The sequence below is a fragment of the Brevibacillus sp. NRS-1366 genome (genome assembly GCF_050467985.1).
Genome location: NZ_JBITPN010000002.1, coordinates 235,552 through 249,082 on the forward strand (window position 1 = coordinate 235,552; position 13,531 = coordinate 249,082).

At 50.3% G+C, this 13,531-nt stretch carries 11 protein-coding genes; all 11 read left to right on the forward strand.

What is annotated here, in order from left to right; translation table 11 throughout:
- The first annotated feature begins 37 nt into the window (after positions 1-37).
- The 11 genes from murQ (at position 38) to ACIFQN_RS01910 (ending at position 13,520) form a co-directional block, all read left to right on the forward strand.
- Positions 38-946, forward strand: a complete 909-nt coding sequence (gene murQ / locus ACIFQN_RS01860; RefSeq protein ID WP_429831307.1) for an N-acetylmuramic acid 6-phosphate etherase — start codon at positions 38-40, stop codon at positions 944-946.
- A gap of 49 nt (positions 947-995) precedes the next feature.
- Positions 996-2,411: an FAD-linked oxidase C-terminal domain-containing protein gene (locus ACIFQN_RS01865; RefSeq protein ID WP_429831308.1), complete on the forward strand. Its 1,416-nt coding sequence runs from the start codon at positions 996-998 to the stop codon at positions 2,409-2,411.
- The gene (locus ACIFQN_RS01870) at positions 2,404-3,717 is read left to right on the forward strand and encodes a (Fe-S)-binding protein (RefSeq protein ID WP_429831309.1); all 1,314 of its coding nucleotides are present in this window, start codon (positions 2,404-2,406) and stop codon (positions 3,715-3,717) included. The genes ACIFQN_RS01865 and ACIFQN_RS01870 overlap by 8 nt, the downstream gene beginning before the upstream one ends.
- A gap of 156 nt (positions 3,718-3,873) precedes the next feature.
- Entirely contained in the window at positions 3,874-4,812 is a 939-nt protein-coding gene (locus ACIFQN_RS01875; protein WP_429831310.1) for a hypothetical protein, read from the forward strand.
- Positions 4,813-5,009: 197 nt separating this feature from the next.
- The gene (locus tag ACIFQN_RS01880) at positions 5,010-6,326 is read left to right on the forward strand and encodes a transcriptional regulator (RefSeq protein ID WP_429831311.1); all 1,317 of its coding nucleotides are present in this window, start codon (positions 5,010-5,012) and stop codon (positions 6,324-6,326) included.
- 62 nt (positions 6,327-6,388) lie between these two features.
- Complete coding sequence (locus ACIFQN_RS01885) at positions 6,389-7,339, forward strand: ABC transporter permease (RefSeq protein WP_429831312.1); 951 nt, start codon at positions 6,389-6,391, stop codon at positions 7,337-7,339.
- A gap of 14 nt (positions 7,340-7,353) precedes the next feature.
- On the forward strand, positions 7,354-8,250 hold the full coding sequence (locus tag ACIFQN_RS01890; RefSeq protein WP_429831313.1) for an ABC transporter permease: 897 nt from the start codon (positions 7,354-7,356) through the stop codon (positions 8,248-8,250).
- 21 nt (positions 8,251-8,271) lie between these two features.
- Positions 8,272-9,291 carry an ABC transporter ATP-binding protein gene (locus tag ACIFQN_RS01895; protein WP_429831314.1) on the forward strand — a complete coding sequence of 340 codons (1,020 nt, stop codon included), beginning with the start codon at positions 8,272-8,274 and terminating at the stop codon, positions 9,289-9,291.
- Between the two features lie 52 nt (positions 9,292-9,343).
- Positions 9,344-10,258: an ABC transporter ATP-binding protein gene (locus ACIFQN_RS01900; protein ID WP_429831415.1), complete on the forward strand. Its 915-nt coding sequence runs from the start codon at positions 9,344-9,346 to the stop codon at positions 10,256-10,258.
- Between the two features lie 35 nt (positions 10,259-10,293).
- Positions 10,294-11,895, forward strand: a complete 1,602-nt coding sequence (locus ACIFQN_RS01905) for an N-acyl-D-amino-acid deacylase family protein (protein ID WP_429831315.1) — start codon at positions 10,294-10,296, stop codon at positions 11,893-11,895.
- A gap of 29 nt (positions 11,896-11,924) precedes the next feature.
- On the forward strand, positions 11,925-13,520 hold the full coding sequence (locus ACIFQN_RS01910) for an ABC transporter substrate-binding protein (protein WP_429831316.1): 1,596 nt from the start codon (positions 11,925-11,927) through the stop codon (positions 13,518-13,520).
- The last annotated feature ends 11 nt before the right edge of the window (positions 13,521-13,531 follow it).

Here is a 13,531-nt window from a genome sequence, read left to right on the forward strand (position 1 = left end):
CAGGCTGCTAGTAAATAAAGAGGAGGTTCGACAGAGCATGAAGCTGGAGAACTTGCAACAATTAACGACCGAAGGAAAAAACGAAAGCTCTCGGGATCTGGATCGCTTAAGCGCCCGAGGCATCGTGCAAATGATGAACGATGAAGATAAAAAAGTACCTTATGCCGTGGAGCGTGTATTAGATCAAGTGGCAGAGGCGGTAGAAGTCATTACTCATGCCATGGAGAATGACGGAAGACTTTTTTATTTCGGAGCGGGAACAAGCGGGCGTCTGGGCATTTTGGACGCTTCAGAATGTCCGCCGACCTTTGGTACCGATCCAGAGCTCGTTCAAGGTGTCATTGCAGGTGGACCATCCGCGATGATTCGTGCCGTCGAAGGCGCGGAGGATTCTTTTGAGCTTGGTCAGGAGGATGTCCGTAAGTACACGGTGACCGAAAAAGATGTCGTCGTCGGTATCGCTGCCAGCGGACGCACCCCTTATGTACTCGGTGTTTTGGCCCAAGCGCAGAGCATCGGAGCAAAGACGATCGCAGTATCGTGCAACCAGCCGTCGTTTATCAACAAAGGCGTGGACGTAGCGATCAATGTAGTTGTAGGACCTGAAGTATTGACGGGATCGACCAGACTCAAGGCAGGATCCGCGCAAAAACTGGTACTCAATATGCTCACGACCGGGGCGATGATCCGACTGGGCAAGGTGTACGGAAACTTGATGGTGAATGTGCAAGCGACCAACCTCAAGCTAAAAGAGCGGGTCAAACGAATCGTGATGGAAGTAACAGGTGTCGGCTATGCCGAAGCCGAGCAGCTGGCCGAGCTGGCCGAGGGAGATGCCAAAACGGCTATCTTGATGAAAGTGACCGGAGCGAGCAGGGAAGAGGCACTGCGTCTGTTGAATCTAACCAATGGAAGAATCAGGGAAGCAATCCAGCAATTCGGTTAAATGCTTTTCTTCGTAAATGCTTCATTTTCAAAAGGGAGGAGGGTTTCCCATGTTAGCCGAATTGATCCGCTCCGAGCTGCGAGCAATCGTCGGAGAGAAAAACTGTCTGGATCGGCAGGAGGCATTGGTTGCCTATTCATATGATGCGACACCGATGCAGCAAGCATTGCCGGACGCTGTCGTCATGCCTAAAAGCACCGAAGAGGTACAACAGGTGATGCGGATTGCCGCCCGTCATCAAATCCCGATTGTGACGCGTGGAGCAGGCTCGAATTTGTGCGGAGGAACGATTCCGACAAGTGGCGGAATTGTGCTTGCTTTGAATCGCATGAATCAGATTGTGGAGATAGATGAGCAAAATCTGACGATTACCGTACAGCCGGGCGTACGCACCGTTGACATTCACCAAGCGGTAGAAGCCCGTGGGTTGTTTTATCCCCCGGACCCTGGAAGCATGGTTATTTCTACAATTGGCGGAAATATTGCGCTCAACTCCGGCGGCTTGCGCGGATTGAAGTACGGGACGACCAAAGATTATGTACTGGGGCTTACGGCGGTATTGCCGAACGGAGAGGTCATCCGCACGGGAGGCAAGCTAATGAAGGATGTGGCGGGATACGACCTGACCAAGCTGCTCGTCGGCAGCGAAGGGACCCTGGCGATTATTACGGAGGCGATCCTGAAGCTGATTCCAAAACCGCATTCGCAGCGCGTCATGCTGGCGATGTTTGCCGATATGGACCAGGCGGCGCGATCCGTCTCTGATATTATCGCCAATCGGATTATCCCGGGAACGTTGGAGTTTTTGGATCAGGGAACGATTCGTGTCGTAGAAGATTTCAAGCAAATCGGTTTGCCTACGGATGTAGCAGCGATACTATTGATCGGACAGGACGGAGAACCGCAGACAGTAGACAAGGACATGGAGCGAATCGCAGCCATTTGCGAAAAGAATGCGGCAGTCCAGATCAAGGTAGCGACGACGCCGGAGGAAGCCGATGATGTCATGACAGCGAGACGTAGTGCCTTGGCAGCCTTGTCCCGGATGCGTCCGACAACGATTCTGGAGGATGCGACCGTTCCGCGTGCGCAGATCGCACCAATGGTTGCGGCTATTCAAGAGATTACAAACCGTTACGGACTGCATATTTGTACCTTTGGTCATGCGGGTGACGGCAATTTGCATCCCACCTGTATGACTGATGCGCGCGACGAGGAAGAGATTGAAAGAGTAGAACATGCCTTCGAGGAGATTTTTGCAGCGGCTATTGATCTTGGTGGAACGATTACGGGAGAGCATGGAGTAGGGATCGTCAAGGCGCCTTATTTGGAGTGGAAGGTCGGAGCCGCTGGTATGGAGATCATGAAAGGGATCAAGCATGCATTTGATCCGAACAACCTCTTGAATCCTGACAAGATGTTTGCCAAGCAATCCCGGAACAGAGTGGTGGTTACTCGTGCTTAAAGAAGCGCTCATAGATAAGCTAGATTACGATGAACTGTCCAACTGTATGCGCTGCGGCTTTTGTCAGCCGGCCTGTCCTACCTTTCGGGAAACGGGCTATGAGGCGGCATCACCACGCGGGCGAATTGCCCTGATGAAGGCCGTTGCAGATGGAGTCATGGAGCCGGATAAAGACTTCGTCGATCAGATGAATCTTTGTCTGGGCTGTCGTGCCTGCGAACCGGTTTGCCCGGCAGGAGTGCCGTACGGACAACTGATCGAGCAGACGAGAGAAGCAATCGAAGAGGTGCAGGAGCATCCGTGGTGGGTCAAAACAATGCGCAAAGTCGCTTTTACTCATTTGTTACCCGAGCAAAAACGGCTGAATCAGCTGGGGAGCCTGCTGCGTTTCTATCAGCGCTCCGGGGTGCAAGGTGCCGTTCGCAAGCTGGGGCTCTTGCGAATCTTACCAAAGCAATTGCGCGAAATGGAAGCGATCATGCCAGAAGCTTCAGGCAAAGGGAGCCGTGAAATTCTGGGAGCAACCGTGATTCCAGCGGTTGGGGACAGGGTGCAGCGCGTAGGCATGTTTCACGGCTGTATCATGGACGTATTGTTCAACGAAACTAACCTTAACACGGTGCGACTGCTCTCGCAGGCGGGGTGTGAAGTAGTGATTGCCCCTGATCAGGTATGCTGCGGAGCGCTGCATGCGCATAGCGGCGAGCGTGGGGAAGCCCGCAATCTGGCGAAGAAAAACATCACCGCCTTCAAAAATGCGGAAGTAGACGTCATTGTCTCCAATGCGGGTGGATGTGGAGCCTTGCTGCAGGAGTACGATCATCTGCTGGAAGACGACCCGAAATGGCATGAGCAGGCAAAATGGTTTTCTTCGCGCGTGAAGGATATCAGCGAGGTATTGAGTGAGCTGGTCAAACCGCAAACATGGGAAGCCTTGCCCAAGCGGATCACCTATCAGTCCTCCTGCCATCTGCGCAATGGAATGAAGGTGACCAAGGAGCCACTCGGCCTCTTGCAAGCCATCCCCGGAGCGACCTATGTGCCGCTGCGTGAAGGAGATCGCTGCTGCGGCTCGGCGGGTATCTACAATCTGGTGCAGCCTGAAATGTCCGGCAGTCTGCTGGATGAAAAAATGGAACATGTGGAAGCGACACAAGCGGATATTCTCGTGACGTCCAATCCCGGTTGTCTGCTGCAAATGAAAGCGGGCATCCACCGAGCGGGACTGGAAGGAAAGATGGAGGCTGTCCATCTCGTTGATTTATTGGCACGTGTTCAAAAGGAGAAGGGGAACCATCTCGGGTAACAAAAAAATAACTATGTCAAAAGCTTTTGCCTATTACCTTGATGTTGAATCAGGTATGGCAAGGGCTTCTTTTTAGGATGTGACTTCCAAATATTTGAAACAGAATATAGCCTCCTTACGTATAAAGAAACAGGGACAAAAGGGGGAGTAGTATCGATGTTTCAAGCGATAAACGAACAGTTGGCTGCACGAAAAGCGCAGCTGCGCCAAAAGCTGCATGGCGAGCACAACATTCAAAAGCTGAAAGAGCAGCACGAGAAGGAAGCTTTCAAGCTCGAAAGACTGCATGAACAGCTTCAGCATGAGCAACAAGATGTTGATAATTTAATGGGTATGTCCTTTGCGACATTTTTTTACAGCTTGATCGGAAAAAAGGATGAACAACTGTTGAAAGAAAAAGAAGAGCTGCTGCAAGCCAAGCTTAAATACGAAGAAGCAGCCGAGACCGTAAAGGATTTGGAAGAAGAGATTGCGGCCATTGAAAAGCAGCTGAACAGTCTGGCGAATGCACAGAGCGAGTACACCGAGCTGCTGCTCCAGAAGGAGAGGCTGATTAGAGAAAAGCGCCCTGATTTAGTGAAACAATTGAGGGAGTATACCGATCAGCAAACACAGCTAGAAGCAAGCCATAAAGAGTTGAATGAAGCGGTTGAAGCTGGCAGCGCGACGATTCTCCAACTGCATAAAGCCATCGACAAGCTGGAATCAGCCGGCTCGTGGGGGGCGTGGGATATGCTCGGCGGAGGGGCGGTTACGACTGCAATTAAGCACAGCCGGATCAACGAAGCACGCGACGCCATTCGCGGGGCGCAGAAAAGCCTGCGGAGATTTGAGCGGGAACTGCACGATGTTCAGCGCGAAAGCCACATTCGCATTGACATCGGCGAAATGCTGACCTTTGCGGACATTTTCTTTGATAACATCATCACTGACTGGATTGTTCAAAATCGCATCTCGACGTCGTTACAGCAAGCAAAGGAAAAAAGGTCAAAGGTAGAAAGGCTGCTGAGAGAGCTGCAAGTGGAGGCGAAAGGAGTGGGAGCCCAGCTTGGAGATATTCGGCATAAATCGCTTGCCTTGATTGAAAATGCTTGATCCAATACGTTGACCCATTTAGTAAAAGGACGCGGGAGCTCTTCCTGCGTTTTTCTTATTTTAGCGCAGGAAATACGGACCACTAACGGAAATTGCATATAAGAATGACCGAATGTATGATGATGGAGAGAATTTTTTGAATATTACGCAAAGTGTTTGGCGGTAAGTAAAAATCTGAGAGAAAGTGGTAGGGAACTATGGAAATCAGAGTTGCAGTTATAGGTCCTTATGATTTGCTTGATGAGGTTTTGCGTATGGCAGCAACATTTCCGGCCTTGGCTTTGCATCCCCTCGGTTACAAAGATGTTCAAGAGGCCAAGCAACTCGTACTTCAATGCAAGGATGAGGTAGACGTTTTTTTATTTGCTGGCCCGATTCCTTACCAAATCGCTCGTGAACATGTCGGTGATCCAAAGCCGATGGTCTACCTGCCGTACAATGGAACGAGCCTGTACCGTGTGTTCTTTCAGTTACTCCGAGAAAGTGGCTCACTTTTCACAGAAAGACGGCTGCGCTTCAGTATCGACGTTCTGAATTTGCAAGAAGTGGAGCAGAGATTGGATGAGCTATCTATCTCTGTTGATCACATGTATACGATGGAATACCAGCTCAACCAGCGTGCAGAAGATATTCTGCGATTTCATTACGACTTATGGACAAGCAAAAAGGTAGACGCGATTTTCACTTGCGTAGCATTTGTCTATTGGGAGCTGACCCGTCTCGGTATCCCCTGTTACCGGGTGACTCCCACGAAATCAACGATTCAGGACGGATTGCAACGCGCACAAATCGAAGGAAAAAATTTGCAGCTTAGCGATACGCAAATAGCTATTGGCATCATCAACATCGAAAATATCGTGAAAAAGTGGAGCGCCTCCGAGTACGAGCTTCAGCGCAAGAAAATTGCGATCCAAGAAATTTTGATAGATTACGGGGAAGAAATCCAGGCTCTGATGAATTGGCCGGACCGAAACGAGGTCATTTTCGTTACCACACGCGGCGTAATCGAACGGACGACGAGCATGTTTACTCGCTTCCCTTTATTAGAAAAAATCGTAAACCGGTTAAATATATCTGCCAGTATCGGAATCGGCCTGGGACGCACCGCGAACGAGGCGCAGAGCAAAGCATCTGAGGCACTGTCAAAAGCGAAATCTGGCGACGGTGGAAGCTGCTTTATCGCCATGCACGACGGAAATGTAGTCGGCCCATTGGGAAAGGAATTTCATCTGGCTTACTCTCTGCGCAGCAACGACCCGGAGCGATTGGATGCCGCTCGAAAATCGGGCCTTAGCATCGGAACGATCAACAAGCTCATCTCCTTTTGCCAAAATTACGGGAGCTCTCAAATCACTGCCGCAGATCTAGCGAGTCGATTTGGCGTTTCGTTGCGCAGTGCACGGCGAATTCTCAGCAAATTAGAGCAGAGTCATCTGGCTGTCGTGATTGGAGAAGAGCAGCCGATCTGCAAAGGAAGGCCCCGTCAAATGTATGAATTGAGACTGCAGATTTGAATAGCTGATTTTTACGTAAGATTCAATGGCTTTCATTCCATACAAGGAGGGGGCAAGAACATATGGGAGGCTACCTGCTAAAGCGAATCGTGTCTTTATTGCCGGTACTTTTAGTTGTAGCAGTTGTGGATTTTATTATCATTCACCTGACGCCAGGCGATCCTGCTGCGGTCATGCTCGGGTCCCAAGCGACCGAAGAGGAGCTGGCGAAATTACGAGAGCAGCTTGGCCTGACGCTTCCGATCTACACGCGATTTTTCCAATGGATATTCGGCATTCTGCAAGGGGATCTGGGATGGTCCATCTTCATGGACATGCCTGTGACGGAAGCGATCTGGGAGCATCTGGGGCCGACCCTTTCCTTGACGATCATTGCGGAAATCATTGCGATTTTGTTTGCGATCCCGCTTGGGGTAATGGCGGCAAATCGACGAGGGTCTTGGATGGACCAATCCTTCATGACCTTTGCGATGCTTGGCATCTCTCTCCCTAGCTTCTGGATCGGGCTGAATCTGATCTTACTTTTCGCCGTCCAGTTTAACTGGCTCCCTGCTGCAGGCTATCAACCACTATCCAGCGGGATTTTCAACCATTTGAAATACTTGATCATGCCGGCCATTTCGCTGGGCATCATGCAAGGAGCGCTGATCGCTCGGATGACCCGATCTTCGATGCTGGAAGTGCTAAATGAGAACTATATCCGTACAGCCGAAGCGAAAGGCCTGAAGATGTGGATCGTGACGTATAAACACGCACTGCGCAATGCGTTTATCCCGATTCTGACGGTGATTGGGCTGTCTTTTGCGACACTCATCGGTGGAGCTGTCGTCACCGAAACGGTGTTTAACATCCCTGGGATCGGCAAATTAATTGTCAACTCCGTATTGAGACGAGATTACGAGGTCATTCAGGGAACCGTCCTGATGATTGCAGCAGCATATGTTTTCATCAATCTGATTGTTGATCTCTTGTACGCGTACATCGATCCGCGTGTGCGATACGACAAAAGCTAAAGGGGGCTGGATGAATGGAAACATCTTCTGTAACGATGGCAGCAGCGCAGCCTGCCGCACCACCGAAGAATCACACGAGAATTGCTTTGAACCGCTTCTTTGCCAATCGTTTGGCGGTATCCGGAAGCATCCTGGTGCTATTTATCACCTTGCTTTGTGTCCTGGCTCCTTTGCTCACCTCCTACGATCCGATTGAAATGAACGTGCAGGATCGGCTAAAGCCGCCGAGCGCAAGTCATTGGTTCGGCACAGACGAATTCGGACGAGATGTATTTACCCGGGTCGTATACGGAAGCCGGATATCCATGGGAGTCGGATTCTCGGTCGTCCTGATTACTTCCATCGTGGGACTGATGTTCGGATTGTACTCAGCCTATTACCGCAGATTGGACAACTTTCTCATGCGGATCAATGACGGTTTGATGGCATTTCCGGCCATTCTGTTGGCCATTGCGATACTCGCAGCTCTAGGTCCCAAAATGAGCAATGTCATTATTGCGCTAAGCGTCGTTTATATACCCACCATCGCCCGTGCGATCAGGTCGGTAGCGATCACCGTGAGAGAACAGACCTACATTGAAGCGATTCGCGCTCTCGGAGGAAAGTCGTGGAGAATCATTTGGCTGCACATCGCTCCCAACTGTTTATCGCCATTGATTGTCCAAGCGACGTTCATCTTCGCGTATGCCGTCATTACCGAGGCGTCACTCAGCTTTTTGGGAGCGGGAACACCGCCGCCTGAGCCAAGCTGGGGAAACATTTTAAATGACGGCAGGACCATCATGAAGCAGGCGTGGTGGATGACCGTATTTCCGGGTCTGTCCATCATGATGACCGTTCTTGGACTCAACCTATTGGGGGATGGCCTTCGTGATTTATTAGACCCGCATACGAATAAAGCGAAAAAATAAGCGCTGCAAGGCAGGAAGGAGATGGTTTATGTGCCGTTGTTGGAAGTCAAGAACTTAAAAACTCGCTTTGCCACAGAGCTCGGCGAGGTAACTGCTGTCGACGGGGTTTCCTTTCATGTGAACGCTGGGGAAACAGTCGGTTTGGTAGGAGAATCGGGATGCGGGAAAAGTGTTACTTCCTTATCCATCCTGAGATTGTTTGGCAAGCATAGCGGGACAAAGCTGGAAGGCGAAATCTTTTTTGAGCAAAATGAGCTGCTCAAATCGTCGATGGAAGAGATGCAAGAGATTCGCGGAAACCAAATCTCAATGATCTTCCAGGACCCGATGAGCTCTCTCAATCCTGTATACACGGTAGGCAATCAGATCAGTGAGTCACTCATCCTGCATCAAAAATTGTCGAAGAAAGAGGCACATGAAAAAACGATTGAAATGCTCTCTCTGGTCGGAATTCCCTCGCCAGAAAAGAGATTAAACGACTATCCTCATCAGCTATCTGGCGGGATGCGGCAGCGTGTAATGATTGCGATGGGGCTGTGCTGCCATCCGAAGCTGTTAATCGCAGATGAACCGACGACAGCCTTGGACGTTACGATTCAGGCGCAGATTCTTGATTTGATGATCGGTCTTCAGGAGCAATTACAGATGGGAATCATGCTCATCACCCACGATTTGGGCGTCGTTGCGGAAGTGTGCGATCGCGTTCTTGTGATGTACTTGGGGCAAATCGTGGAGGAAGCGACTGTCGAGACTTTGTTTGAGAATCCGAAGCATCCTTATACCATCGGGCTGATGAAATCCATTCCGACCATTGATGGCGTGCGCGGTGAAAAGCTGCATGTGATTGAAGGCATCGTCCCGTCTCTGCACCAGATTCCTGCTGGCTGTCGTTTTGCCCCAAGATGCCCTTTTGCCGATGAAAAGTGCAGGCACCATCCACCAGACTTGTTTGAGGTGGGAGACAGCCATAAAGCCAGGTGCTGGCACCATGAAAGAATCGGTATGGGAGGAGGGGGCAGCGGTGCGATTGGAAACCAATGAGCTCAAGGAAACTCCACTCTTGCAAGTATCCAATCTGGTCAAGCATTTTCCGATGAAAAAAGGCTACTTTCAAGAAAAAACATACGTAAAAGCGGTCAGCGACCTTTCCTTGACAATCTATCAGGGAGAAACGTATGGACTGGTGGGAGAATCAGGATGCGGAAAAAGCACAACAGGCCGCATGATCCTGCGCCTCTTGGACCCGACGTCAGGCAGTGTACATTACCGAGGAAAAGAAGTGACCCGCTTTTCCGAAGAAGAGCTGAGAAACATCCGAAAAGAGATGCAGATTATTTTTCAAGATCCGTATTCAGCCCTCAATCCCCGCAAAAAAATTGGAAGAGCCATTCAGGAGCCGATGAGTATCTACAACATCGGAGATCCGAAGCAGCACAAAGAAGCAGTCCTTGAGCTTTTGCGAAAAGTGGGGCTTGCGCCAGAGCATTACGACCGATATCCGCATGAGTTTTCGGGCGGACAACGGCAACGGATCGTTTTGGCGAGGGCATTGGCAGTACATCCAGCCTTTATCGTTTGTGATGAACCAGTGTCTGCGCTTGATGTATCTATCCAGTCGCAAATCCTCAATCTATTGAAGCAGCTGCAGGAAGACTTCCAGCTCACCTACTTGTTTATCGCACATGACCTCAGTGTTGTCCGACATATTTCTGATCGGGTCGGCGTGATGTACTTGGGACATTTAGTAGAAGAAGCTCCTACCGATGCCCTTTTCTCCCAGCCATTGCACCCTTATACCCAAGCATTGCTGTCAGCCGTACCTGATCCGAATCCGAAGAAAAAAAGGGAAAGGATCGTCCTTTCCGGCGAAGTGCCTTCCCCCATCAATCTACCGAGTGGCTGTGTGTTTCACCCGAGATGTCCGCAAGCGATCGACACCTGCAAAACAGTGGTTCCGACTTTACGGGAATTCGCCAATCATCATCGTGTCGCTTGTCATCTCGTTTAAATAATGGATTTGCAAAAGCAGAGAGGAGAATGGCAATGCTGGATATCATCATTCGAAATGGGCAGGTGTACGACGGGACAGGTAATCCGTGGACTCGTTTGGACATTGGAATCAAGGACGGCAAGATCGTAAAAATGGGCGAGCTCTGCGACCAAGTAGCGGATGTCGAGATAGACGCAAAAGGATTGGCTGTATCTCCCGGATTTATCGACACCCATGTTCACTCGGATTTACTGTGCACCAAGCCGGACATTCACAAAATAAAAGTGCTCCAAGGAGTGACGACAGAACTGCTTGGGCAAGATGGCATATCTGTTGCGCCCGTCACGGAACAAACGAAGCCGTTATGGCAAAAGCAGCTCCGCGGATTGAATGGAGACATCGGAGACTGGCCGTGGAATTCGATTGACGAATATCTCGATTTTCTAAGCAAGTCCACCTTAGCAGGGAACGTCGCCTATCTGGTTCCGCACGGGGCTGTTCGGACGCTCGTGATGGGGTTTGAAGGGCGCAGGGCCACGAGAGATGAAATGCAAAAGATGCGTGAGCTCGTAGAAGAAGGAATGCGTCAGGGTGCAGTAGGGCTATCATCAGGACTCGTTTATCCGCCGAATTTGTTTTCTTGCAAAGAAGAATTGATTGAAATATGCAAAGGTGCAGCCAAATACGACGGATGCTTCGTCGTCCATATGCGCAATGAAAGCAACCACATCCTCGAAGCGCTTGACGAGATGTTGGATGTAGCTCGCAGTTCAGGCGTACGTCTCCATATCTCTCATTTCAAGGTGAGTGGACGAAGCAATCGCGAAAACTTTCAAAAGGCGCTGGACAAAATGGAACAGGCTCGGGCAGAGGGGATAGAGATCACTTTTGACCAATATCCATACACCGCCGGTTCGACTGTTTTACACGCGTTGCTGCCTCCGTGGATGCACAATGGGGGGACGGAAGAGCTGCTAGCCAAATTACAGGACGAGGAAATCCGCAAGCAGATCAAAGCGGACTTCGAGCACAACCATGATTTCGAAAACTGGGTGGAGAGCTGCGGGTGGGGCAATATCGTCATCGCTTCCGTTACCTCCGAGATAAACCGCGTGGCAGAGGGCAAAAATCTACTGGAGATTGCGGCTATGCGAGGAACCACTCCTGCTGATGCTGTATTTGATCTGCTGCTCGAAGAAAATGCCGGAGTGACGATGGTCATTTCTTGGGGAGATGAAGCGGATATCACCAATGCGCTGGGGCATCCACTGCAAATCGTCGGGTCCGACGGGATATTCGGCGGAAAACCGCATCCGCGGCTGTACGGGACCTTCCCTCGAATACTTGGACGCTTTGTCCGCGAGCAAGGGATTCTCACGATGTCTGAGGCGATTCGTCATATGACGGGAGCGCCTGCCCAACTGCTACGACTGAAGGACAGAGGGTACATCGCAGAAGGGTACTGGGCGGATCTGGTGATCTTTGATCCGAATACGGTAGCAGATCAAGCGACATACGAAGATCCGCTCTTAGAGCCGATTGGTATCCACTATGTGCTTGTGAATGGAGAAGTGGCTGTAAACGACTCGATTTTTACTGGCAAGACCGCGGGAAATGTGATTCGAAGAGAAGAGATTAGCCTGAAAATAACCTGAATATTCAAAGAGAAAAAGGGGGATTTTCCATGGTCAGAAAGCCGGGCGGTATTCTTTTGTCAGTGATTCTAAGTGTAGGGCTGTCGCTAATGGGGTGCTCTTCTTCCACACCCTCTGCTAACAGTTCTAGTCAAACAAGCGAACAAGCTGAGGCAGCTCCCAAAGAAAAGAATGAACTGCGTGTGGCCTTGTCCGTATCTCCGCCTTCGATTGATTTGGTGAAAACGTCGACGACTGTCGCGCTCCAGGTAGGCTGGCATATTTTTGAGCCGCTCGTCACGCTTGATAAAGACTACAAGCCGACGCCGATGCTGGCAAAGTCTTATCAAGTGAGTGAAGACGGGAAAGAAATCACCTTTACACTCAGGGAAGGCATTACCTTTCACAACGGCAAAGCTCTCGGTGTAGAGGATGTGATCGCATCGCTTAATCGTTGGAAGGAGCTCTCACCCAACGGAAAAACGGCGCTGGCAAATGCGACAATCACGGCAAAAGACAATGACAAGGTGATCATCAAGCTGGATAAACCGTCAGGCACCTTGCTCACTTCTCTGGCCTTTCCCCAACAGGGAGCGGTGATCATGCCCAAGGAAGTCATCGACTCGGCTACGGAAGAGGGCGTAAAAGAATACATTGGCACAGGACCGTTCAAATTTGTGGAATGGAAGCAAGATCAGTACATTCTTCTGGAGCAGTTTGCCGATTATAAGGCCCTGTCCGAGCCTGCCAATGGACTCGGCGGGAAAAAGGAAGCGAAGGTGGACCGCATTTACTTCCATACGGTTCCAGACGCGGCTACACGGGTTGCCGGACTTCAGTCGGGAGAATACGATTTTGCGGATGAGCTGCCTTTTGACAACTACGAGCAGTTGAAAGCCGATCCGAATCTGGTAACAGTCGTAGTCAAGCCGCAAAAGTATGTCGGTCTGATTTTCAACAAGAAGCAAGGCTTGTTCTCCAATGTGACGGCACGACAAGCGGTGAACGCTGCGCTGGATCAGGAAGTCATCATGATGGGGATTAGCGGAAACCCGGATTTCTTCCGTCTGGATCATAGTCTGATGTTTGCAGAGCAGCCGTGGCATTCGGATGCCGGGAAGGAAAAATACAATCAGAAGAACCCGGAATTGGCGAAAAAGCTGTTCTCTGATGCCGGCTACAACGGTGAGCCTGTCACCATCATCACCACAAAGGATTACGACTACATTTACAAAAGCTCGCTCATGGTCAAAGACCAGCTGGAGAAAATCGGGGTAAAGGTCAATTTTGAAATATACGACTGGCCTACGATGGTTAGCAAACGTTCTGATGAAACCAAGTGGAACATATTTTTCACCGGATTCCCTACTTACACGAACCCGGCTCAAACCTTGTACTTGGACTCTCGCAACAAATGGCCCGGCTGGTACAACAATCCCGAGATGGATGCTTTGTTAGACGAGCTTCGCCATACGATTTCGTTTGAAGAGCAAAAAGCGATTTTTGATAAGATCCAAACGTTGTACTGGGAAGACCTCCCGAGTGTAAAGCTGGGAGATTTGCATGGACTGGCCGCTCATCGGAATTACGTCAAAGGCTATCACTACTTCATGGATTCCCCATTCTGGAATGTGTCTGTCCAATAAGACTGTTTGGA